The 21,811-nt window shown below is 71.9% G+C and carries 21 protein-coding genes and 1 riboswitch; of the genes, 14 read left to right on the top strand and 7 right to left on the bottom strand.

From position 1 onward, the window contains the following. Positions 1 to 69 precede the first annotated feature (69 nt). A complete protein-coding gene (whiG, locus tag ACF09K_RS00510; RefSeq protein ID WP_392240283.1) occupies positions 70 to 912 on the top strand; it encodes an RNA polymerase sigma factor WhiG in 843 nt (280 codons plus the stop codon). A gap of 168 nt (positions 913 to 1,080) precedes the next feature. Continuing rightward, on the top strand, positions 1,081 to 1,671 hold the full coding sequence (locus ACF09K_RS00505; RefSeq protein ID WP_392240990.1) for a TetR/AcrR family transcriptional regulator: 591 nt from the start codon (positions 1,081 to 1,083) through the stop codon (positions 1,669 to 1,671). Between the two features lie 71 nt (positions 1,672 to 1,742). On the opposite strand, the gene ACF09K_RS00500 is transcribed toward ACF09K_RS00505, so the two are convergent. Next, positions 1,743 to 2,402 carry a murein hydrolase activator EnvC family protein gene (locus ACF09K_RS00500; RefSeq protein WP_392240282.1) on the bottom strand — a complete coding sequence of 220 codons (660 nt, stop codon included), beginning with the start codon at positions 2,400 to 2,402 and terminating at the stop codon, positions 1,743 to 1,745. A 280-nt stretch (positions 2,403 to 2,682) separates the two neighbouring features. On the opposite strand from ACF09K_RS00500, the gene rpsB reads away from it, so the two are divergent. The 11 genes from rpsB (at position 2,683) to ACF09K_RS00445 (ending at position 13,845) form a co-directional block, all read left to right on the top strand. After that, a complete protein-coding gene (gene rpsB / locus ACF09K_RS00495; protein ID WP_392240281.1) occupies positions 2,683 to 3,627 on the top strand; it encodes a 30S ribosomal protein S2 in 945 nt (314 codons plus the stop codon). A 155-nt stretch (positions 3,628 to 3,782) separates the two neighbouring features. After that, positions 3,783 to 4,619, top strand: a complete 837-nt coding sequence (gene tsf, locus ACF09K_RS00490; protein WP_392240280.1) for a translation elongation factor Ts — start codon at positions 3,783 to 3,785, stop codon at positions 4,617 to 4,619. A 185-nt stretch (positions 4,620 to 4,804) separates the two neighbouring features. Next, positions 4,805 to 5,566, top strand: coding sequence for a UMP kinase (pyrH, locus tag ACF09K_RS00485; protein WP_392240279.1), 762 nt, complete (start codon positions 4,805 to 4,807; stop codon positions 5,564 to 5,566). A 195-nt stretch (positions 5,567 to 5,761) separates the two neighbouring features. Continuing rightward, positions 5,762 to 6,319, top strand: a complete 558-nt coding sequence (frr, locus tag ACF09K_RS00480; RefSeq protein WP_327318142.1) for a ribosome recycling factor — start codon at positions 5,762 to 5,764, stop codon at positions 6,317 to 6,319. Then, positions 6,319 to 7,545, top strand: a complete 1,227-nt coding sequence (locus tag ACF09K_RS00475; protein ID WP_392240278.1) for a phosphatidate cytidylyltransferase — start codon at positions 6,319 to 6,321, stop codon at positions 7,543 to 7,545. Before frr ends, ACF09K_RS00475 begins: the two co-directional genes overlap by 1 nt. Positions 7,546 to 7,641: 96 nt before the next feature. Beyond that, positions 7,642 to 7,818, top strand: coding sequence for a hypothetical protein (locus ACF09K_RS00470; protein ID WP_392240277.1), 177 nt, complete (start codon positions 7,642 to 7,644; stop codon positions 7,816 to 7,818). Between the two features lie 43 nt (positions 7,819 to 7,861). After that, complete coding sequence (gene rlmN / locus ACF09K_RS00465) at positions 7,862 to 8,968, top strand: 23S rRNA (adenine(2503)-C(2))-methyltransferase RlmN (RefSeq protein WP_366059829.1); 1,107 nt, start codon at positions 7,862 to 7,864, stop codon at positions 8,966 to 8,968. A 57-nt stretch (positions 8,969 to 9,025) separates the two neighbouring features. Beyond that, a riboswitch (TPP riboswitch) is annotated at positions 9,026 to 9,133 on the top strand. 81 nt (positions 9,134 to 9,214) lie between these two features. After that, positions 9,215 to 10,303 (top strand): thiamine ABC transporter substrate binding subunit, encoded by a 1,089-nt coding sequence (locus ACF09K_RS00460; protein ID WP_392240276.1) that lies wholly within the window; start codon positions 9,215 to 9,217, stop codon positions 10,301 to 10,303. A 56-nt stretch (positions 10,304 to 10,359) separates the two neighbouring features. Then, positions 10,360 to 11,997, top strand: coding sequence for an ABC transporter permease (locus tag ACF09K_RS00455; protein WP_392240275.1), 1,638 nt, complete (start codon positions 10,360 to 10,362; stop codon positions 11,995 to 11,997). Next, entirely contained in the window at positions 11,997 to 13,013 is a 1,017-nt protein-coding gene (locus tag ACF09K_RS00450; protein ID WP_392240274.1) for an ABC transporter ATP-binding protein, read from the top strand. The genes ACF09K_RS00455 and ACF09K_RS00450 overlap by 1 nt, the downstream gene beginning before the upstream one ends. A 25-nt stretch (positions 13,014 to 13,038) precedes the next feature. Further along, positions 13,039 to 13,845, top strand: a complete 807-nt coding sequence (locus ACF09K_RS00445; protein WP_392240273.1) for a maleylpyruvate isomerase family mycothiol-dependent enzyme — start codon at positions 13,039 to 13,041, stop codon at positions 13,843 to 13,845. Between the two features lie 52 nt (positions 13,846 to 13,897). On the opposite strand, the gene ACF09K_RS00440 is transcribed toward ACF09K_RS00445, so the two are convergent. The 6 genes from ACF09K_RS00440 to ACF09K_RS00415 form a co-directional block, all read right to left on the bottom strand. Further along, positions 13,898 to 14,659, bottom strand: a complete 762-nt coding sequence (locus ACF09K_RS00440; protein ID WP_392240272.1) for an LAETG motif-containing sortase-dependent surface protein — start codon at positions 14,657 to 14,659, stop codon at positions 13,898 to 13,900. Between the two features lie 382 nt (positions 14,660 to 15,041). Further along, positions 15,042 to 15,461 carry a VOC family protein gene (locus tag ACF09K_RS00435; protein ID WP_392240988.1) on the bottom strand — a complete coding sequence of 140 codons (420 nt, stop codon included), beginning with the start codon at positions 15,459 to 15,461 and terminating at the stop codon, positions 15,042 to 15,044. A 198-nt stretch (positions 15,462 to 15,659) separates the two neighbouring features. Next, positions 15,660 to 17,084, bottom strand: a complete 1,425-nt coding sequence (locus tag ACF09K_RS00430) for a hypothetical protein (protein ID WP_392240271.1) — start codon at positions 17,082 to 17,084, stop codon at positions 15,660 to 15,662. After that, a complete protein-coding gene (locus ACF09K_RS00425; RefSeq protein WP_392240270.1) occupies positions 17,066 to 17,806 on the bottom strand; it encodes an ABC transporter ATP-binding protein in 741 nt (246 codons plus the stop codon). Before ACF09K_RS00425 ends, ACF09K_RS00430 begins: the two co-directional genes overlap by 19 nt. Before the next feature lie 231 nt (positions 17,807 to 18,037). Further along, positions 18,038 to 19,402, bottom strand: coding sequence for an aspartate aminotransferase family protein (locus ACF09K_RS00420; RefSeq protein ID WP_392240269.1), 1,365 nt, complete (start codon positions 19,400 to 19,402; stop codon positions 18,038 to 18,040). 19 nt (positions 19,403 to 19,421) lie between these two features. After that, positions 19,422 to 19,937, bottom strand: a complete 516-nt coding sequence (locus ACF09K_RS00415; RefSeq protein WP_392240268.1) for an Lrp/AsnC family transcriptional regulator — start codon at positions 19,935 to 19,937, stop codon at positions 19,422 to 19,424. 171 nt (positions 19,938 to 20,108) lie between these two features. Between ACF09K_RS00415 and ACF09K_RS00410 the strand changes: the two genes are divergently transcribed. Then, entirely contained in the window at positions 20,109 to 21,557 is a 1,449-nt protein-coding gene (locus tag ACF09K_RS00410; protein WP_392240267.1) for a gamma-aminobutyraldehyde dehydrogenase, read from the top strand. Positions 21,558 to 21,811: the final 254 nt, after the last annotated feature.

Genomic DNA, 21,811 nt, shown 5'->3' with positions numbered 1-21,811 from the left:
CGGCACCAGACCGACGGCTCACCCCAGACCCCCGCACGCGCATCACTGCAGAACGACACAAGGCGACGAATGCCCCAGCACACCTCCGGGTCCGACCGGGCGGCGATCCCCCCAGCCGCCCGTGACGGTGGCAGCGTGCGCCCGCCCGCTCCCTCGACACTCGACGAGCTGTGGCGGTCGTACAAGGCGACGGGGGACGAGCGGCTGCGGGAGCAGCTGATCCTGCACTACTCGCCGCTCGTGAAGTACGTGGCGGGCCGGGTGAGCGTGGGCCTGCCCCCCAACGTGGAGCAGGCCGACTTCGTGTCCTCGGGGGTGTTCGGGCTGATCGACGCGATCGAGAAGTTCGACATCGAACGGGAGATCAAGTTCGAGACGTACGCGATCACCCGGATCCGGGGCGCGATGATCGACGAACTGCGCGCGCTGGACTGGATCCCCCGGTCGGTCCGGCAGAAGGCGCGGAACGTGGAACGGGCCTACGCCACCCTGGAGGCACGGCTCAGACGGACCCCGTCGGAGGTCGAGGTGGCCGCCGAGCTGGGCATCGCGGTGGACGACCTGCACGCGGTGTTCAGCCAGTTGTCACTGGCCAACGTGGTGGCCCTGGAGGAGCTGCTGCACGTCGGCGGCGAGGGCGGGGACGGCCTCAGCGTCATGGACACCCTGGAGGACACCGCCGCGGACAACCCCGTGGAGGTGGCCGAGGACCGTGAACTGCGGCGATTCCTGGCGCGGGCCATCAACACCCTGCCCGAGCGGGAGAAGACGGTCGTGACGCTGTACTACTACGAAGGGCTGACCCTCGCCGAGATCGGCAACGTGCTGGGGGTCACCGAGAGCCGGGTCAGCCAGATCCACACCAAATCCGTGCTCCAGCTGCGCGCGAAACTGGCCGGCTTCGGCCGTTGACCCGGCCGCCCCGGACCGGGGCGGGGCGGTGACGGGCGGTGGGCCCACGGCCGTGGTGCGGGTCGCGCCGCGTCTGCGGGTCGCGCCGCGTCGTGCGGCCGGAGCCACTCCCCATGCGGGGGCGGCGTCCGTAGAGTGGACGACGTGCCAAGGATTCGAGCGGCCTCCGTGGCCGAGCACCGGTCGATGCAGCGAGCCGCCCTGCTGGACGCGGCCCGTTCGCTGTTGTCCGAGGGCGGTACGGAGGCGCTGACCTTCCCCGCTCTCGCCGAGCGGACGGGGCTCGCGCGCTCCTCCGTGTACGAGTACTTCCGGTCCCGGGCCGCCGTGGTCGAGGAGCTGTGCGAGGTCGACTTCCCCGTCTGGGCGGCCGAGGTCGAGGCGGCGATGGCCGTGGCGGAAGGGCCGGAGGCCAAGGTCGAGGCGTACGTGCGCCGGCAGCTGGCGCTGGTCGGGGACCGGCGGCACCGGGCCGTCGTGGCGATCTCGGCGAGCGAGCTGGACGCGGGGGCGCGGGAGAAGATCAGGGCCGCGCACGGAGGCCTCGTGGCGATGATCGTCGAAGCGGTGGCGGAGACGGGACACGCGGAGCCGCGGTTGGCGGCCATGCTCGTCCAGGGCGTCGTGGACGCGGCCGTGCGCAGGATCGAGCTGGGCGTGGAGGAGGCCTCCGTGGTGACGGAGGCGGCGGTGGCGATGGTGGTGCGGGGGGTCCGGGGACAGATCCCGAGCCCCGGGTCCGCCGTCGGTGGTGGGTGAGCCGTGCGGCCCGGCCGGCCCGGGGCGCCCGGGAGCCCCTCCGGGCGGCACGGCCGCCGCAGGTCACCGGACTACGGGAGCGGCACGCCCAGGACGGGCAGCAGCCGCGCCGGGGTCCTCGCGCTCAGCCATGCCGGCAGCAGTGACAGCGGGTTCAGGTAGGCCTGGTCCCTGCGCAGGCCCCAGTGCAGGCACGGGACGGCGCAGTGGGAGGGCGTGGCGGCGAGGGTGCCGACCGGCTGGGACGGGGTGACCTCGTCGCCCTCGGAGACCGAGGGGCGCACCGGCGTGTAGGTCGTGCGCAGGGGCGGGGTGCCCGTGCCCGCCAGTTCCAGTGAGACCACGCCCCGGCCCGCCACCTGGCCCGCGAACAGCACCCGGCCCGCTGCCACCGCCCGGACCGGGGCGCCGGCGGGGGCCGCCAGGTCGACACCGCGGTGGCCGCGGGCGTACGGGGTGGCCGGGGGGTCCCAGCCGCGCACCACCACGGGGCGGACGCCCACCGGCCAGGACCGTGCGATCACCGGAACGGGCGCAGGCGCGGGCGCAGGATCCGGTGCCGGTGCCGATGGCCGGACAGGTGGCGGGGCCGATGACCGGACCGGAACCGGAGTCCGGACCGGATCGGGTGCGGCGCCGGCCGCCGAGGCCGTCGTGGTGAGCAGGAGGCCCAGCAGCAGGGGCGGGAGTCGCTTGCCGTGCAGGACGGTCAGGAGTCGCTCGACGTGCATGGGAGTACGGTCCCCGCCCGTGGGCCGACGGCGCCGGACCTGTGGATCACTCCCCGGTTGTGGACAGCGGCGTCACCCGGTACCTCGCGGGTCCCGTACACTTCTTCTGGCGATCCGGGTCACCGGATCGACTTCGCACGCCCCGGTACCGGGGTCCCGGCAGTGGTCGGATTCCGGTATCTGCGCCCCTCGGTCCTTCGTGGCTCGGCGCATCGCGGGCGTCAGGCGCGGGAGCCGTCCGGTACCCGCGGCACAACCGAGAAAAACAAGGAGAACGGCCATGGCCGTCGTCACGATGCGGGAGCTGCTGGAGAGCGGCGTCCACTTCGGTCACCAGACCCGTCGCTGGAACCCGAAGATGAAGCGCTTCATCTTCACCGAGCGCAACGGCATCTACATCATCGACCTGCTCCAGTCGCTGTCGTACATCGACCGCGCCTACGAGTTCGTCAAGGAGACCGTCGCCCACGGCGGCACGGTCATGTTCGTCGGCACGAAGAAGCAGGCGCAGGAGGCCATCGCCGAGCAGGCCACCCGCGTCGGCATGCCCTACGTCAACCAGCGCTGGCTGGGCGGCATGCTCACCAACTTCTCGACCGTCTACAAGCGTCTGCAGCGCCTCAAGGAGCTCGAGCAGATCGACTTCGAGGACGTCGCCGCGTCGGGTCTGACGAAGAAGGAGCTCCTGGTCCTCTCGCGTGAGAAGGCCAAGCTCGAGAAGACCCTCGGTGGTATCCGCGAGATGTCCAAGGTTCCCAGCGCCGTCTGGATCGTGGACACCAAGAAGGAGCACATCGCGGTCGGCGAGGCCCGGAAGCTCAACATCCCGGTCGTCGCCATCCTCGACACCAACTGCGACCCCGACGAGGTCGACTACAAGATCCCGGGCAACGACGACGCGATCCGCTCCGTCACCCTGCTCACCCGCGTGATCGCCGACGCCGTGGCCGAGGGCCTCATCTCCCGCTCCGGTGTCGCCACCGAGGGCAAGGGCGACAAGGCCGCCGGCGAGCCGCTGGCCGCGTGGGAGCGCGACCTGCTCGAGGGCGAGAAGAAGGCGGACGCCGAGGCCGCCGGGACCGCCGAGAGCACGGACGAGGCTGCCGAGAAGCCGGCCGAGGCCGCTGCCGAGGCGCCCGCCGCCGACGAGGCCCCGGCTGCGGAGGCTCCGGCCGAGGAAGCCCCGGTCGCCGAGACCCCGGCCGCCGAGGGCGAGCAGGCCTGACCCGTCGGGACGTGCGACGGCGGGAGCGGTGACATCACGTCCGCTCCCGCCGTTCACCCGTAGGCCAGCGGTGGGTCGCGGCCCCACGGTCACGTGGGGGCCGCAGACCCCGTAGATCTCCGATCTTCCAGACTTCGAGAAAGACTCACAGACTCATGGCGAACTACACCGCCGCCGACGTCAAGAAGCTCCGCGAGCTCACCGGCGCCGGCATGATGGACTGCAAGAAGGCCCTGGACGAGGCCGAGGGCAACGTCGACAAGGCCGTCGAGGCGCTCCGCATCAAGGGCCAGAAGGGCGTCGCCAAGCGCGAGGGCCGCTCCGCCGAGAACGGCGCCGTGGTCTCCATCGTCGCCGACGACAACTCCTCCGGTGTCCTGGTCGAGCTGAAGTGCGAGACGGACTTCGTTGCCAAGGGCGAGAAGTTCCAGACCGTCGCCAAGACGATCGCCGAGCACGTCGCCAAGACCTCCCCGGCCGACATCGAGGCGCTGCTCGCCTCCGAGATCGAGCCCGGCAAGACCGTCCAGGCGTTCGTGGACGAGGCCAACGCCAACCTGGGCGAGAAGATCGTCCTGGACCGCTTCGCGCAGTTCGCGGACGGCTACGTCTCCGTCTACATGCACCGCACGATGCCCGACCTGCCGCCGCAGATCGGTGTCCTCGTCGAGCTGGACAAGCCCAACGCCGAGGTCGCCAAGGGCATCGCCCAGCACATCGCCGCCTTCGCGCCGAAGTACCTCTCCAAGGAGGACGTGCCGGCCGAGGTCGTCGAGTCGGAGCGTCGTATCGCCGAGGAGACCACCCGCGCCGAGGGCAAGCCCGAGGCCGCGATCGCCAAGATCGTCGAGGGTCGCCTCAACGGCTTCTTCAAGGACGCCACGGTCCTCGGCCAGCCGTACGCCCTGGACAACAAGAAGTCCGTGCAGAAGGTCCTGGACGAGGCCGGTGTCACCCTGAAGCGCTTCGCGCGCATCAAGGTCGGCATCTGAGTCCGTACCGCGACGGACGGCCGGCCCCGGTAGGGTCGGCAGCAGTCGTCCGTGGACGCCGTCATCCGGCGTGTGGGGACGACAGCAGATCTGACGAGGAGGCCATTGCCGCGCATGGGTTGTGAACACCCCACCGGCAGTGGCCTTCTTCGTATGTGCACCACGTGAAAGAGGCGGGATCTCCCATGACCACCACCAAGGCCCAGAAGAGCGACGACGGCGAAGTGAGCGGACGGTTTCTGCTGAAGCTGTCCGGAGAGGCTTTCGCCGGTGGCGGCAGCCTGGGTGTGGACCCCGACGTGGTGCACAAGATCGCCCGCGAGATCGCGGCCGTCGTGCGTGACGGGGCGCAGATCGCGGTGGTCATCGGCGGCGGCAACTTCTTCCGCGGCGCCGAACTCCAGGTACGCGGCATGGACCGGGCCCGTTCGGACTACATGGGCATGCTCGGCACGGTCATGAACTGCCTCGCCCTCCAGGACTTCCTGGAGAAGGAGGGCATCGACAGCCGCGTCCAGACCGCCATCACCATGGGCCAGGTCGCCGAGCCGTACATCCCGCTGCGCGCCGTGCGCCACCTGGAGAAGGGCCGCGTGGTCATCTTCGGCGCCGGTATGGGCATGCCGTACTTCTCCACCGACACCACCGCCGCCCAGCGCGCCCTGGAGATCGACGCCGAAGCCCTCCTCATGGGCAAGAACGGCGTGGACGGCGTCTACGACTCCGACCCGAAGACCAACCCCGGGGCCGTCAAGTTCGACGCCCTCGGCTACGGCGAGGTCATCACCCGCGACCTGAAGGTCGCCGACGCCACCGCCATCACGCTGTGCCGCGACAACAAGCTCCCGATCCTCGTCTTCGAGCTTCTGGCCGAGGGCAATATCGCGCGGGCCGTCAAGGGTGAGAAGATCGGCACGCTGGTGAGTGAGCAAGGCAGCCGGACCTGACCGGGGGAACTCCCGGGTCCGGCCCGTAGGAACCCCGGTTCGTACGACAGAGCCTGACCGGGCTACGGACCCCGGCCGGAGGATGGACAATGTCCTGCCGGTCGGGAACCGTGCAGGAAGAAGACGCGACGCAGCCGGCCGCCGCCTCCGCGAGGAGCCGCAGCCGGGCCTACTCAAGACACGCAGGAGCAAGTGGTGATCGAAGAGACCCTCCTCGAGGCCGAGGAGAAGATGGAGAAGGCCGTCGTGGTCGCCAAGGAGGACTTCGCCGCGATCCGCACCGGCCGTGCGCACCCGGCGATGTTCAACAAGATCGTGGCCGACTACTACGGCGCGCCGACGCCGATCAACCAGCTGGCTTCGTTCTCCGTGCCGGAGCCGCGCATGGCGGTCGTGACCCCGTTCGACAAGAGCGCGCTGCGCAACATCGAGCAGGCGATCCGGGACTCGGACCTCGGTGTCAACCCGAGCAACGACGGCAACATCATCCGGGTGGTGTTCCCCGAACTGACCGAGGAGCGCCGCCGCGACTACATCAAGGTCGCCAAGGGCAAGGGCGAGGACGCCAAGGTGTCCATCCGCGCCGTGCGCCGCAAGGCCAAGGACGCCATCGACAAGCTCGTCAAGGACGGCGAGGTCGGGGAGGACGAGGGCCGCCGTGCGGAGAAGGAACTCGACGACACCACCGCGAAGTACGTCGCGCAGGTGGACGAGCTCCTGAAGCACAAGGAAGCGGAGCTGCTCGAGGTCTGATGAACGACTCTTCCTGGGGCGCTCCGCCACGTGCCGGTTCACAGGCCGGGTACTGGGGGCCCAACGATCACGGGGCCGTCCCGCACGGACCCGTCCAGGGGGCTGCCGCGGCGGGTCCCGCGTACGATGCGCCTGAGGCGCAGCAGACTCGCCCCATGCCCATCGTCCCCGACGTACCCGCTCATGGCGGAAACCAGGATGACGACCGGGGGGCCGCTCGGCTGGGCGGCCCCTTGTTCCGAGACGAGACGTTCCGCGACGGGGCGCCCCGCGGCGGGACGTTCCGCGACGAGACGCCCCCGCCGGGGACGTTCCGTGACGAGACCCCGTCGGTGCTGCCCCCTGCGGCGGTGCCGCAGAATCCGGAGCCCATGCCCGACGCACCACAGCCGGCACCCGTCCCGCAGAAGAAGAGCGCGGGCCGGGACCTGACTGCGGCCATAGGCGTCGGCGTCGGGCTCGGCGCGGTGATCGTCGCGTCGCTGTTCGTCGTCAAGGCCGTGTTCGTCGGCGTGGTCGCCGTCGCCGTGGTCGTCGGCCTGTGGGAACTGACCAGCCGGCTCCAGGAGCGCAAGGGCATCAAGGCGCCGCTGGTGCCGCTCGCGGTCGGCGGCGCCGCCATGGTCGTCGCCGGCTACGTCCGGGGTGCCGAGGGCGCCTGGGTCGCCATGGCCCTGACCGCGCTGGCGGTCCTGGTCTGGCGGATGACGGAACCGCCGGAGGGCTACCTCAGGGACGTCACGGCCGGTGTCTTCGCGGCCTTCTACGTCCCGTTCCTGGCCACGTTCGTCGCCATGATGCTCACCGCTGACGACGGGGCGCGCCGCGTCCTGACGTTCCTGCTCCTGACCGTCGTCAGCGACACCGGGGCGTACGCCGTCGGCTGGCGCTTCGGCAAGCGCAAGCTCGCTCCGCGCATCAGCCCCGGCAAGACCCGCGAGGGCCTGCTCGGTGCGGTGGCGTTCGCCATGGTCGCGGGCGCGCTGTGCATGCAGTTCCTGATCGAGGACGGCGCCTGGTGGCAGGGCCTGCTGCTCGGCCTGGCGGTCGCGGCCAGCGCGACGCTCGGCGACCTCGGCGAGTCCATGATCAAGCGGGACCTCGGCATCAAGGACATGGGCACCCTGCTCCCCGGCCACGGCGGCATCATGGACCGCCTGGACTCCCTGCTGCCCACCGCCCCGGTGGTGTGGCTGCTGCTGGTGCTGTTCGTCGGCTCCGGCTGAGCGGTCTCCGTCCGGTGTCCGGAACGAGCCCCCGTCCCCTGTGGACGGGGGCTCGTGGCATGGACCGGCCGGCGGACGAACCAATAGTGTTCCCGCATGGGGCGGGCAAGACGTGAGGAAGACGGCAGTTACCACGGTGACCTGCAGTGCCGGTGGTGCGACGCGCTCCTCGCGCAGAACGGGCGGCGCAGACCGAAGCTGTACTGCGGCGGATGGCACCGGACCAAGGCGTACGTCGGGTGGTGCGCCACGGTGATCGCCGGGCTGTTCTGAGCCGACCGGGGCATCCGAGTGGATCTGCGACACTGGAAGGGTTATGCCTGCACCCGGAGAACTCACTTTCGTCGCCCCCCGCGGAGCCAAGAAGCCGCCGCGGCATCTCGCCGACCTCTCGCCCGCCGAGCGGAAGGAGGCGGTGGCGGGGATCGGGGAGAAGCCGTTTCGTGCGAAGCAGCTGTCCCAGCACTACTTCGCGCGGTTCGCGCACGACCCGGCCGAGTGGACGGACATCCCCGCCGGGGCCCGCGAGAAGCTGCGCGAGGCGCTGCTGCCCGAGCTGATGACGGTCGTCCGGCACCTGTCCACGGATCAGGGGACCACCCGCAAGACGCTCTGGCGGCTGTTCGACGGCACGCTCGTGGAGTCGGTGCTGATGCGGTACCCGGACCGGGTCACCATGTGCATCAGTTCGCAGGCCGGCTGCGGGATGAACTGTCCCTTCTGCGCGACCGGGCAGGCCGGGCTGGACCGGAATCTGTCCACCGCCGAGATCGTCCACCAGATCGTGGACGGGATGCGGGCGCTGCGCGACGGGGAGGTCCCCGGAGGGCCGGCCCGGCTGTCCAACATCGTGTTCATGGGCATGGGCGAGCCGCTCGCCAACTACAAGCGGGTCGTCGGCGCGATCCGTGCGCTCACCGACCCCGCGCCCGACGGGCTGGGGCTCTCGCAGCGCGGGATCACCGTGTCGACGGTCGGGCTGGTGCCGGCCATCAACCGGTTCTCCGACGAGGGCTTCAAGTGCCGGCTCGCGATCTCGCTGCACGCCCCCGACGACGAGCTGCGCGACACCCTCGTCCCCGTGAACACGCGGTGGAAGGTGCGCGAGGTGCTCGACGCCGGGTTCGAGTACGCCGAGAAGTCCGGACGCCGGCTGTCCATCGAGTACGCGCTGATCCGCGACATCAACGACCAGGCCTGGCGGGGTGACCGGCTCGGGCGCATGCTCAAGGGCCGGCCCGTGCACGTGAACCTGATCCCGCTGAACCCGACGCCGGGCTCCAAGTGGACCGCCTCCCGGCCCGAGGACGAGAAGGCGTTCGTCGAGGCCATCGCGGCGCACGGGGTGCCCGTCACCGTCCGGGACACCCGCGGTCAGGAGATCGACGGGGCGTGTGGTCAGCTCGCCGCCACCGAGCGGTAGTCTGGCCGACGTCGGCACGGTCATGTTTTCGGACAGTGCGACGAACCAGACATCTTCATATTCCGACAGGGGAGCGCCACAGCGCTGAGAGTGCGGCAACCGGGCCGCAGACCCTCTGAACCTCGCCCAGGTCATTCTGGGTAGGAAGTTCGGTCATCACTCGAGCTGTTGCGCCCTGCCCGGGATCCCCTCGCGGGTCCCGGGCGGGGCCGCGTCTCTTCCTGGTCACCTCCAGGAGGAATACCCGTGCACACCACGCACACCAGGACACTCGTGGCCGCGGCCGTCGGCCTCGGCCTCGTCACCCTGTCCGCCTGCGGATCGTCGGACGACGGCGGATCCGCGCAGGGCGGGAGCAAGACCGTCACCCTCGTCAGCCACGACTCGTGGGCCGTCTCCAAGAGCGTGCTCGCCGACTTCGAGAAGCGGTCCGGCTACCGGGTCAAGGTCCTCAAGGACGGCGACGCCGGGCAGGCCGTCAACAAGGCGATCCTCACCAAGGACAACCCCCAGGGCGACGTCTTCTTCGGCGTCGACAACACCCTGCTCTCCCGCGCGCTCGACAACGGCCTCTTCCAGCCGTACGAGGCGAAGGGGCTCGACCAGGTCGACGGGCAGTACCAGCTGGACGCAGGCAAGCACCGGGTCACGCCCGTCGACCACGGCGACGTCTGCGTCAACTACGACAAGCAGTACTTCGCCGACCACAAGCTGGCGCCGCCCGCCGGCTTCGACGACCTGGTGAAGCCGGCGTACAAGGACCTCCTCGTCACCGAGAACGCCGCCACCTCCTCGCCCGGTCTCGGATTCCTGCTGGGCACCGCGGCGGAGTACGGCGACGAGGGCTGGCAAGGCTACTGGAAGAAGCTCAAGGCCAACGGCGTGAAGGTCGTCGACGGCTGGGAGCAGGCCTACAACGAGGAGTTCTCCGGGTCGGCCGGCGGCAGGAAGGCCGGGGCGGACCGGCCGCTCGTCGTCTCCTACGCCTCCTCGCCCCCCGCCGAGGTGATCTACGGCGACCCGAAGCCGGCGACCGCGCCGACCGGCGTCGCGACCGGCACCTGCTTCCGGCAGGTCGAGTTCGCCGGGCTGCTGGACAACGCGAAGAACAGCGAGGGCGGCAAGGCGCTGATCGACTTCCTGATCTCGAAGGAGTTCCAGGAGGACATGCCGCTCAACATGTTCGTCTACCCGGTGGTGAAGGGCGCCGCCGTGCCCGCCGAGTTCACCGCGTACGGTCCCGCCGCCGCGGCTCCCGAGACGATGGCCCCGGCGAAGATCGCCGCGGACCGCGACCAGTGGGTCAAGTCGTGGACCTCGCTCGTACTGAAGTAGACCGGCGGGCGGTCACCCGCCGTCGGCGTACCGGGAGCGCGGCGCGGCTCGGGCTGATGGCCCTGCCCGTCGCGTTCTTCGGGCTGTTCTTCGCCTACCCGGTCGCCGCGATCACCGCACGGGGACTGCGCTCCGGCGACGGCTGGCACTTCGGGCGCCTGCTCGACGTGCTCGGGCAGCCCGACATCCGGCACGTCCTGTGGTTCACCACCTGGCAGGCGCTCGCCTCCACCGTGCTCACCCTGCTGGTCGCGCTGCCCGCCGCCTACGTCTTCGCCCGCTTCTCCTTCCCCGGCAAGCAGGTCCTGCGGGCCGTCGTGACCGTCCCGTTCGTCCTGCCGACCGTCGTCGTCGGGACGGCGTTCCTGGCGCTGGTCGGGCGCGGCGGCCTCCTCGACGACCTGTGGGGCGTACGGCTGGACACCACCGTGTGGGCGATCCTGCTGGCCCACGTCTTCTTCAACTACGCCGTGGTCGTGCGGACGGTCGGCGGGCTGTGGGCGCAGCTCGACCCGCGGCAGGAGGAGGCCGCGCGCGTGCTGGGCGCCTCGCCCCTGCGGGCCTGGCGGCAGGTGACCCTGCCGGCCCTGGCGCCGGCCGTGGCCGCCGCCGCGCTCATGGTGTTCCTCTTCACCTTCACCTCCTTCGGCGTGGTGCAGATCCTCGGCGGGCCGACGTTCTCCACGCTGGAGGTCGAGATCTACCGGCAGACCTCGGAGATCTTCGACCTGTCGACGGCCGCCGTCCTCACGATCGTCCAGTTCGCCGCCGTCGGCGCGATCCTCGCCGTGCACGCCTGGACCGTACGGCGGCGGGAGAGCGCGCTGCGGCTCGTGGACGCGGCGGGGACGGCACGGCGACCGCGCGGGGCGGGGCAGTGGGCGCTGCTGGCCGCGGTGCTCGGCACGGTCGCGCTGCTGCTCGTACTGCCGCCGGCCGTGCTGGTGCAGCGCTCCCTCGACGCCCCCGGCTTCGCCTACTACCGGGCGCTGACGAGCGACGACGGCAACGTGTTCCTGGTGCCGCCGATCGAGGCGGTCGGGAACTCGCTGCAGTACGCCCTGGCCGCCACCGCGATCGCGGTGACGATCGGCGGTCTCGCGGCCGCGGCCCTGACCCGGCGGGACGCCGGGCGCCTGGTCCGCGGGTTCGACGCGCTGCTGATGCTGCCGCTGGGCGTCTCCGCGGTGACCGTCGGCTTCGGCTTCCTGATCGCGCTCGACGAACCCCCGCTGGACCTGCGGGCCACCTGGATCCTGGTACCGCTCGCGCAGGCGCTGGTCGGCGTCCCCTTCGTCGTGCGGACCATGCTGCCGGTGCTGCGGGCCGTGGACGAGCGGCTGCGGGAGGCCGCGGCCGTGCTCGGGGCGTCACCGTGGCGGGTGTGGCGGGAGGTGGACCTGCCGATGGTGCGGCGGGCACTGCTGGTCGCGGCCGGGTTCGCCTTCGCCGTGTCGCTGGGGGAGTTCGGCGCGACGGTGTTCATCGCGCGGCCCGACAACCCGACCCTGCCGGTCGCCGTGGCACGGCTGCTGGGGCGGGCCGGCGAGCTGAACTACGGCCAGGCCATGGCCCTTTCGACGATCCTGATGCTGGTGTGCGCGATCGCCCTGCTGCTGTTGGAGCGGATCCGCCCCCAGTCTCGAACAGGCTCGACCGGGGGCACCCCCGTCGACCGTACCGGGGAGTTCTGATGCTGCGGCTCGAAGGCGTGACCGTGCGGTTCGGGGACCGGGCGGTGCTGGACGCCGTCGATCTCACCGTCGTCGAGCACGAGGTGGTGTGCGTGCTCGGGCCCAGCGGCAGCGGCAAGTCGACGCTGCTGCGGGCGGTGGCCGGGCTGCAACCACTGGACGCCGGACGGGTGGTGCTGGACGGACGGGACCAGACGGGGGTGCCCGCGCACCGGCGCGGGCTGGGGCTGATGTTCCAGGACCATCAGCTGTTCCCGCAGCGCGACGTCGGCGGCAACGTGGCCTTCGGACTGCGCATGCGCGGCGTCGACCGGGGACGGCAGCGCGAACGGATCGGGGAGTTGCTCGATCTGGTGGGGCTGCCGGGCGCGGCCGGGCGGGCCGTCGCCGCGCTCTCCGGCGGCGAGCAGCAGCGGGTGGCGCTGGCCCGCGCGCTCGCGCCCAGCCCGCGGCTGCTGATGCTGGACGAACCGCTCGGACAGCTCGACCGGTCGCTGCGGGAGCGGCTGGTCGTCGAACTGCGCGAACTCTTCGGCCGGTTGGGTACCACGGTGCTCGCGGTCACCCACGACCAGGGCGAGGCGTTCGCGCTGGCCGACCGGGTCGTGGTGATGCGGGACGGACGGATCGCCCAGTCCGGCACGCCGCTCCAGGTGTGGCAGCGGCCGACGGACGCGTTCGTGGCGCGCTTCCTCGGCTTCGACAACGTGGTGGAGGCGAGCGTCACCGGGGAGGCCGCGGACACCCCGTGGGGCAAGGTGCCGGTGCCGGCCGGCTCCCCGCAGGGCGCCCGCACGCTGCTGGTGCGGCCGGCCGGGGTGCTGCTGGCCGACGCCGGGCAGGGCCTGCCCTGCACGGTCACCGCCCGCACCTTCAAGGGCACCCACGTCGCCGTCCACCTCCAGCCGCGGGACGCCCCGCGACTGGAGGCCGCCTGCCCGCTGCGGCTGGCACCGGAGACCGGGGACACGGTCGGGGTGGAGTTCGACGCGGCCGAAATCGTCGTGCTCGACTGACCGGGTCGTCCGTACGGTGGGGAGCATGAGTCTTCTCGCGCATGACCGGTACTGCGACGAAATCGCCCGCCAGGTGGAGCAGTTGAGGTCCGTCGTGACCTCCGGGACCGATCTGTCGGCCACCGTGCCGACCTGCCCCGACTGGTCCTTGGAGCAGCTCGTCCGGCACACGGGCGGGGCCCTGCGCTGGGTGGAACTGCTGGTGCGGACCCGGGCGCAGGAGAACGTCCGGGACGAGCGGGTCCCCTCGCACGGCGGTCCGCAGGCCCGGGCCGACCCGGCCGCGCTGGACGCCTGGCTCGCGGAGACCGGCGAGGGCGTCGTCGCCGCGTTGCGGGAGGCCGGGCCGGACACCAGGGTGTGGGGCTGGGCGGGGGAGGGCGACACCCGGTTCTGGGCCCGCCGGATGACCCACGAGATCACCGTGCACCGCGCCGACGCCGCGCTCACCGCCGGGCTGCCCTACGAGGTGGCGCCGGAGGTCGCCGCCGACGCCCTGGACGAGCGGCTGTACCTCGTGGAGTGGGTGCAGCGGAACCTGCCGCACCGGGCGCCCGCCGAGCTGTGCGCCGCAGAACACCGGGGCCGCAGCATCCATCTGCACGCCACCGACGCGCCGGCGGGGCTGGACGCCGAGTGGTGGGTGGAGCTGGCCGAAGGCGAAATCGCCTGGCGGCGTGGGCACGGGAAGGCGTCCGTGACGCTGCGCGGCCCGCTCACCTCGGTCCTGCTCGCCTTCTACCGCAGGCTGCCCCTGGAGGCGCCGGAGCTGGAGATCCTCGGTGAGCGTGAACTGCTGGAGTTCTGGCTGGAGAAGACGGCCTTCGGCTGAGCCGGCGAGCGCCCCGCCCGCCGGACCGGGGCGGGACGGGCCGCTCGGACGGTCAGCGGTTGCCGGTTCCCTTGCGGCGCATGCCGAGGAAGACCGCGCCGCCGCCGACGAGGACCAGGACGGCCGCGACGCCGACGATCAGGCCGGTGCGGGAACTGGCGCCGGTCTCGGCGAGGTGGGACTCCTGGGCGGCGGGCGACGGGGCGTTGCTCGCGGTGTCGGCGGGCACGGTGCCGTCACTCACAGAGGCCGACGGGGCCGACGGGGTCGAGGGGTGCGACGGGGCCGGGGCCGCCGACGTCGCCGGGGGTGAGGCGGTGTCGGAGGGGGGCGTCGACGAGGCCGAAGGGGTCGACGGCGTGGTGGGGGCGCCGGGCGTGCCGGGCGTGCTGGGGGTGGCGTCCGCCTGGCAGGCCTTGGCCGGGGTGGTCAGGTTCTGATCGATGTCGGCTTCGAACTTGCCGATCTTGATGTGGATCCGGTACTCGGCGTCCGGCTCCCACTGCTCGGCGAAGACGGCGGTGGCGCCCTCGGCCGAGTCCTTGACCCGCGTGGGCTTGCCGACCCGCTTCAGGTCGGCGTTGTTGTTCTGGAGGAAGACGCTGACGACCGCGGGGGTGTCCGTCACCTCCGTGCCGGTGACGGTGATGACGCCCTTCGAGCCGTCGCAGGAGGCCGCCGCCGAGAACTGGTCGATGCTGACGGGATCGGTGGCCAGCGCGGAGCCGGAGGCGCCGAGGACAAGGGCGGCCGAGGCGGCGACGAGAGCGGGCATGCGCACCGAACGGGCGGCGGTACGGAGGGATGGGGACACGTTTGTCCTTTACGTGATGTGCAACTGCGGTGAGCGGAGGGGGTGATGCCGCCCTCGATGCGGCGGCGACAGCCTCCCCGGGAGTCCCACAGGTCTATAAGCGTTCCATAAGAAGTGTCAATGCGTGGACGGTTCCGACCCCTTGGCTTTGTCCGATCGTCAACCGCCGGGACGTTTCGGCGCGTCGCCTCGCGCCCCCGCCCCCTGGTGGCCGGCCGTCGTGTCGTCGGGGGTCTCCCGTACGGCCCCGGCGGCGCCCGGCAGGAACACGGCGCCGGCGGTTGACGATCGGGCCGACGGGCCGCCGTACAGCCGGGCGGCCGGGCGGGTGCCGCGCGCCGTGTGCACCCGCCCCGTGCCGGGCGTGCCCCGTCGGGGTGGATCAGCCCTGGACCGCCGACGGGTCCATCCAGACGACCTCCCAGGTGTGGCCGTCGAGGTCGTCGAAGGAACGGCCGTACATGAAGCCGAGGTCCTGCGTCTCGTTGGCCGGCGAACCACCCGCCGCCAGGGCGCGGTCGACCAGTTCGTCGACCTTCTCGCGGCTCTCGGCGCTCAGCGCGATCATGACCTGGCTGGTCCTGGTGGCGTCCGCGATCTCCTTCTTGGTGAAGGTCGAGTAGAACGGCTTGGTGAGCAGCATCGCGACGATGGTGTCGCTGATCACCACGGAGGACGCGTTGTCGTCACTGAACTGGGGGTTGATCGAGTAGCCCAGGTCCGTGAAGAACTTCTTGGAGGCGTCCAGGTCGTTCACGGGCAGGTTGACGAAGACCATCTGCTGGTAGGCGGGGGTGCTCATCGGGGTGTCTCCCATCGGGTCGTGCCGCTCGTGGTGCTCGTGCGGCTTGCGGTGCTCGTGCCGCTCGCGTGCGGTGTCGTGCGTGTTCTTCCGGTGGGTCAGACCCGGGAGCCGGGCGGAAGTCATCGGTGGCCGGGGGTTTTCCTCGCGCGGACCACCGGACGGATCACCGTACGGAGCCGCGTGCCCCGGGGCGGCTCAGGGGGTCAGCGGGAGGGCGGCGAGCGCCGCCACGGTCAGCGTGAGCGGGACGAACAGCGCGGCGAGGGCGCCGGCCCGGAGCGCCGCCGCGCCGCGCAGCACCCTGGACGGGGCGCCGAGGCGGAGCAGGGCGGCCGTCGTGCCGGCGCGGGCCTGGCGGGCCTCGACGGCGGCCGTGAGGAGCGTGGCGAGGGCGCAGCCGGCGACCAGGGCCGCGCCGAGGGCGGTGAGCGGGCCGGAGGACGGGTCGGCGTCGTGCAGCACGGCCAGGCTGTACGCGCCGGAGGCGACCGCGCACAGGACGCCCAGGGGCGCGCCGATGCGGGACGCCTCCTCCATCAGGCCGCGGCCGGCGAGGAGGCGGAGGGCGCCGGGACGGGCCGACTGCAGGAGGCGGCCGCAGAGATGGGTGAGGCTGGGACCGGCCACGGCGAGGCCGATCGCGGTGAGCGTCCAGCCGAGCAGGACCGCGGCGGGGCCGGTGGGGCCGCCGGGGAGGGCGAGCTGGTGGCCGGGGCTGCGGCCGGCGTACGCCTCGACGGCGAGGCCGGCGGCGAGGAGGGCCGCGCCCCAGGGCAGGCCGGTGGGGTCGGGGCGCGGAGGGTCGTGCGGGGGGTTGCCGGGGGCGTGGACCGGGGTGTCCCGGGCCGTGCCGTCCCCGTTCCCGTCCGGGGCGGCCGTGGCCGCGGAGTGCCGCGGGGGCCGGACGCCGCCGTCCGGGGCCGGCGCGGTCAGGGTGTGACCGGGGTGCCGGGTGTCGCCGTCACCGTCCGGGGCCGGCGCGGTCACGCCCCGGCCGGCCCGCCTCGCGCCGAACCTGCCGTACGCGCCGAACGTCTCCTGGACGCCCGTGGCGGGGGTGAAGCGGCGCAGGGCCGGGCCCGTGCCCCGGGCGGTCCCGGCGGGCCGGGCGTCCCGGGGACGGAGCGCCAGGGCCACCGTCAGCGAGGCCGCCGCGGGGGTCAGGGCCAGCAGGGTGAGGGCGGCGGGCAGGGGGAGCGGGACGCCGGCCGCCAGGAACGATGCCGCCGCTCCGTCGAAGGGCGTGCCCGTGAGGTCGCCTCGGAGGTGGAGGAAGAGGAGCAGGGCCGGCATCGAGCCGAGCACGGTGGACAGGGCCGTCGTGGTCGCCGAGACCGCCATCAGGCGGGCGGGGCCCAGCCCGATCGCCGCCAGGCCGGGGCGGGGCCGGGTGCCCGGGTCGGTGCGGGCGACCGCGAGGGCGAAGTGGACGGTGGCGGCCAGCGGGACCGCGCACCAGGCCAGCCGGAGCGCGGCGCCCGCCGGGGCGCCGGGGTGGCTCAGGGCGTGGCCGAGGGTGCACAGCAGGAGGAAGCCGGTACCGGCCGAGGCCGTCGCGACGAGCAGACGGCGCAGGTGGACGGCCGGCCGGGCGCCGCGCGTCAGGCGGAGAGCGAGCACGTCGCCCGGCCTTCCGACTCGGTGACCGGCGGCAGGTGGACGGTGCGCACCCGGCGTCCGTCCAGGAGCGGGACCGTGCGGTCGGCGAGGGCGGCGGTCTCGGCGTCGTGGGTGGCCAGGACGACGGTGATGCCGTGCGAGCGGGCCGCCGTGGTCAGCGTGCGCAGCACGTGGCCGCGGTCCGCCCGGTGCAGGGGGGCCGTCGGTTCGTCCGCGAAGAGGACGGCCGGGGCCGGGGCGAGGGCGCGGGTGATGCACACGCGCTGGCGTTCCGCCTGGGTCAGCTCGTGGGGCCGCAGGCGGCACTTGTCGCCGACGTCCAGGCGTTCCAGCCACTCCAGGGCGGCGGCCTTGGCCCGGCGGCGGCCGGTGCCGCGCAGCATCAGGGGCAGGGCCGCGTTCTCCCAGACGTTCAGCTCCGGGACGAGCACCGGCGCCGGGTCGATCCAGCCGAAGCGGTCGCGGCGGAGCCGTTCGCGGGCCGCCGGACCCATGGTGTGCACGGGGACGCTGTTGAACCACACCTCGCCGCGCTGACCCCGGGCCAGCCCGGACAGGCAGTGCAGCAGGGCCGTCTTGCCGCTGCCGCGCGGGCCGGTGACGGCGAGGATCTCGCCCTCCCGCACGCCGAGCGACACGCCGCCCAGCGCGAGGGAGCCGTCGGGGTGCGTGTAGTGCAGGGCGTGTGCCCACAGCACGTCGTTGTCCGGCGGGGCCTCCATGGGCGTACACCTTCGTTCAGATCCGTAGTTCCCGTGTCGTTCCCCCGTCCGGGGGAACGAAGGCGGGGCCGATCGGTCACTGGCACGCTAGGCAGCCCGGGTCGGGCATCCGGACAGCACACGGCCCCGGACCGCCGTTTCTCACTCGAACGGACGGCACCGGGGCCGGTGTTGATCACCTCAGAGGAAGATCCCCACGGTTCGGCCGGGGATCGGGGACCCCCAGGGGGCTCAGAGCTTCGTCCACGCCTCCGTGAGCGTGGCGCGCAGGATCTGCTCGATCTCGTCGAAGGTCTCCTGGTTCGAGATCAGCGGCGGGGCGAGCTGGACGACCGGGTCGCCGCGGTCGTCGGCACGGCAGTACAGGCCGTTGTCGAAGAGCGCCTTGGACAGGAAGCCGTACAGGACGCGCTCGGTCTCCTCGTCGGTGAAGGACTCCTTCGTCGCCTTGTCCTTGACCAGCTCGATGCCGTAGAAGAAGCCGTTGCCGCGGACGTCGCCGACGATCGGCAGGTCGTGCAGCTTCTCCAGGGTGGCGCGGAAGGCGCCCTCGTTGTCGAGGACGTGCTGGTTGAGGTTCTCGCGCTCGAACAGGTCGAGGTTGGCGAGGCCCACGGCCGCGGAGACCGGGTGACCGCCGAAGGTGTAGCCGTGCAGGAAGGTGTTGTCGCCCTTGTAGAACGGCTCGGCCAGGCGGTCGGAGACGATGCAGGCGCCGATCGGGGAGTAGCCCGAGGTCATGCCCTTGGCGCAGGTGATCATGTCCGGCACGTAGTCGAACTTGTCGCAGGCGAACATCGTGCCGAGGCGGCCGAAGGCGCAGATGACCTCGTCCGACACGAGCAGCACGTCGTACCGGTCGCATATCTCGCGGACCCGCTGGAAGTAGCCGGGCGGGGGCGGGAAGCAGCCGCCCGCGTTCTGGACCGGCTCCAGGAAGACCGCGGCGACGGTGTCCGGGCCCTCGAAGAGGATCTGCTGCTCGATCTGGTCGGCCGCCCAGCGGCCGAAGGCCTCCGGGTCGTCGCCGAAGATCGGGGCGCGGTAGATGTTGGTGTTCGGCACCTTGTGCGCGCCCGGGACGAGCGGCTCGAAGGGGGCCTTGAGGGCCGGCAGGCCGGTGATCGACAGGGCGCCCTGCGGGGTGCCGTGGTAGGCGACCGCGCGCGAGATGACCTTGTACTTGGTCGGCTTGCCGGTCAGCTTGAAGTACTGCTTGGCGAGCTTCCAGGCGGTCTCGACCGCCTCGCCGCCGCCGGTGGTGAAGAAGACCTTGTTCAGGTCGCCGGGCGCGTGGTGGGCGAGGCGTTCCGCCAGCTCCACGGCCTTGGGGTGGGCGTAGGACCACACCGGGAAGAACGCCAGCTCCTGCGCCTGCTTGAAGGCGGTCTCGGCCAGTTCCGTGCGGCCGTGACCGGCCTGCACCACGAACAGGCCCGCGAGACCGTCGAGGTAGCGCTTGCCCTTGTCGTCGTAGATGTGGGTGCCCTCGCCCCGGACGATCGTCGGTACGGGGGCGTTCTCGTACGAGGACATGCGGGTGAAGTGCATCCACAGGTGGTCGTACGCGGTGCGGCTGAGGTCCTTGGAGCTCACGGTTATCGGGTCCTCACGGTTATCGGGTTCCCCACATGTAGGTCTGCTTCTTGAGCTTCAGGTAGACGAAGCTCTCGGTGGAACGCACGCCGGGCAGGGCGCGGATGCGCTTGTTGATGACGTCGAGCAGGTGGTCGTCGTCCTCGCAGACGATCTCGGCGAGGACGTCGAACGAGCCCGCGGTCATCACCACGTACTCGACCTCCGCCATGTCGGTCAGCGCGTCGGCGATCGCCTCGGGGTCGCCCTCGACGTTGACCCCGACCATCGCCTGCCTGCGGAATCCCACGGTGAGCGGGTCCGTGACGGCGACGATCTGCATCACGCCCTGGTCGAGCAGCTTCTGGACGCGCTGGCGCACGGCCGCCTCCGACAGGCCGACGGCCTTGCCGATCGCGGCGTACGGCCGGCGGCCGTCCTCCTGGAGCTGCTCGATGATGCCGAGGCTGACGGCATCCAGGTGCGGGGTGCCGTTCTTGGACTCGCGGGAGTCCCGGTGCTCTGCGCTTCGACTGGCCACGGGGTCACTCTGCACGACGTATCGACAGTTGCGCAAGGCGCGGGCGATGAAATTCGTTGTTTACGCGACGGAGACTTGCGGATTTCGCAGTAGTGGCGCGATCGGGGGTGTTGAAAACGTCAGTGCGCCGATTAGGGTGGGTGTCTCAGTGATTGGACAGTTCGACCCTGACACAGGAGGCCGGCAGTGAGCACGGAGCTGCGGGGGCTGCGCGCCCTACGGAATTACATCGCCGGTGAGTTCCGGGACGCCGCCGACGGACGCACCACCGAGGTGGTCAACCCCGTGACGGGCGAGGCGTACGCGACGGCACCGCTGTCCGGCCCGGCGGACGTGGACGCGGCCATGGAGGCCGCCGCGGCCGCCTTCCCGGCGTGGCGCGACACCACCCCCGCCGAGCGCCAGAAGGCCCTGCTGAAGATCGCGGACGCGTTCGAGGAGCGCGCCGAGGACCTGATCGCCGCCGAGGTGGAGAACACCGGCAAGCCGATCGGCCTCACGCGGTCCGAGGAGATCCCGCCGATGGTCGACCAGATCCGCTTCTTCGCGGGCGCGGCCCGGATGCTCGAGGGGCGCTCGGCCGGCGAGTACATGGACGGCATGACCTCGATCGTCCGCCGCGAGCCGGTCGGCGTCTGCGCGCAGGTCGCGCCGTGGAACTACCCGATGATGATGGCCGTGTGGAAGTTCGCCCCGGCGATCGCGGCCGGCAACACGGTCGTCCTCAAGCCGTCGGACACCACCCCGGCCTCCACGGTCCTGATCGCCGAGATCGTCGGCTCGATCCTGCCCAAGGGCGTCTTCAACGTCGTCACCGGCGACCGCGACACCGGCCGGCTGATGGTGGAGCACCCGGTCCCGGCGATGGCGTCCATCACCGGCTCGGTGCGCGCCGGCATGTCCGTCGCCGAGACCGCCTCGAAGGACCTCAAGCGCGTCCACCTGGAGCTGGGCGGCAAGGCGCCGGTCGTCGTGTTCGAGGACACCGACATCGCCAAGGCCGTCGAGGACATCTCCGTGGCGGGCTTCTTCAACGCCGGCCAGGACTGCACGGCGGCCACCCGCGTCCTCGTCCAGGAGGCGATCCACGACGAGTTCGTGGCGGCGCTGGCCAAGGCCGCGGCCGAGACGAAGACCGGGCAGCCGGACGACGAGGACGTGCTCTTCGGCCCGCTGAACAACCCCCACCAGCTCCAGCAGGTCACCGGCTTCATCGAGCGCCTCCCCGCCCACGCCAAGGTCGAGGCGGGCGGCCACCGGGTCGGCGACAAGGGCTACTTCTACGCCCCGACCGTCGTCTCCGGCCTCAAGCAGGACGACGAGATCGTCCAGAACGAGGTCTTCGGCCCGGTCATCACCGTCCAGTCCTTCACCGACGAGGACCAGGCCGTCACGTACGCCAACGGCGTCGAGTACGCCCTCGCCTCCTCGGTGTGGACCAAGGACCACGGCCGCGCGATGCGCATGTCCAAGAAGCTCGACTTCGGCTGCGTGTGGATCAACACCCACATCCCGCTCGTCGCCGAGATGCCCCACGGCGGCTTCAAGAAGTCCGGCTACGGCAAGGACCTGTCGGGTTACGGCTTCGAGGACTACACGCGGATCAAGCACGTGATGACGTCGCTGGACGCGTAGGCCTCCGGGGGGCGCGCCGGGCCGGGCCGGGTCGCTCCGGGTCCGGGCCGGGCCGGGCGCCGGGCAGACCCCGTGGGTCGGGCCGGTTCGCGGCGGTCCGGCCGGCGGGTCCCGCCCGCACCGTGCCTCCCCGGCCGTCGGGTCCCGCCCGCGGCGTTCCGGCCCGATCCGGGCTGCCGTACCGGCTCGACCGCCCACGGCGGTCCGGTCGTCGCGTCTCGCCGCCCCGGACGGGGGTCCCGTCCGGGGCGGCG

Source organism: Streptomyces sp. NPDC014882 (genome assembly GCF_043081325.1).
Taxonomy (GTDB): domain Bacteria; phylum Actinomycetota; class Actinomycetes; order Streptomycetales; family Streptomycetaceae; genus Streptomyces.
This window is presented reverse-complemented; position numbering and strand designations above follow the sequence as displayed.

What these genes read in the sequence shown, in the direction of transcription:
- whiG (WP_392240283.1), top strand. Translation starts at nt 70, where the DNA reads ATGCCCCAGCACACCTCCGGGTCCGACCGGGCGGCGATCCCCCCAGCC.
- ACF09K_RS00500 (WP_392240282.1), bottom strand. Translation starts at nt 2,402, where the DNA reads ATGCACGTCGAGCGACTCCTGACCGTCCTGCACGGCAAGCGACTCCCG.
- rpsB (WP_392240281.1), top strand. Translation starts at nt 2,683, where the DNA reads ATGGCCGTCGTCACGATGCGGGAGCTGCTGGAGAGCGGCGTCCACTTC.
- tsf (WP_392240280.1), top strand. Translation starts at nt 3,783, where the DNA reads ATGGCGAACTACACCGCCGCCGACGTCAAGAAGCTCCGCGAGCTCACC.
- pyrH (WP_392240279.1), top strand. Translation starts at nt 4,805, where the DNA reads ATGACCACCACCAAGGCCCAGAAGAGCGACGACGGCGAAGTGAGCGGA.
- ACF09K_RS00475 (WP_392240278.1), top strand. Translation starts at nt 6,319, where the DNA reads ATGAACGACTCTTCCTGGGGCGCTCCGCCACGTGCCGGTTCACAGGCC.
- ACF09K_RS00470 (WP_392240277.1), top strand. Translation starts at nt 7,642, where the DNA reads ATGGGGCGGGCAAGACGTGAGGAAGACGGCAGTTACCACGGTGACCTG.
- rlmN (WP_366059829.1), top strand. Translation starts at nt 7,862, where the DNA reads ATGCCTGCACCCGGAGAACTCACTTTCGTCGCCCCCCGCGGAGCCAAG.
- ACF09K_RS00455 (WP_392240275.1), top strand. Translation starts at nt 10,360, where the DNA reads ATGGCCCTGCCCGTCGCGTTCTTCGGGCTGTTCTTCGCCTACCCGGTC.
- ACF09K_RS00450 (WP_392240274.1), top strand. Translation starts at nt 11,997, where the DNA reads ATGCTGCGGCTCGAAGGCGTGACCGTGCGGTTCGGGGACCGGGCGGTG.
- ACF09K_RS00445 (WP_392240273.1), top strand. Translation starts at nt 13,039, where the DNA reads ATGAGTCTTCTCGCGCATGACCGGTACTGCGACGAAATCGCCCGCCAG.
- ACF09K_RS00435 (WP_392240988.1), bottom strand. Translation starts at nt 15,461, where the DNA reads ATGAGCACCCCCGCCTACCAGCAGATGGTCTTCGTCAACCTGCCCGTG.
- ACF09K_RS00425 (WP_392240270.1), bottom strand. Translation starts at nt 17,806, where the DNA reads ATGGAGGCCCCGCCGGACAACGACGTGCTGTGGGCACACGCCCTGCAC.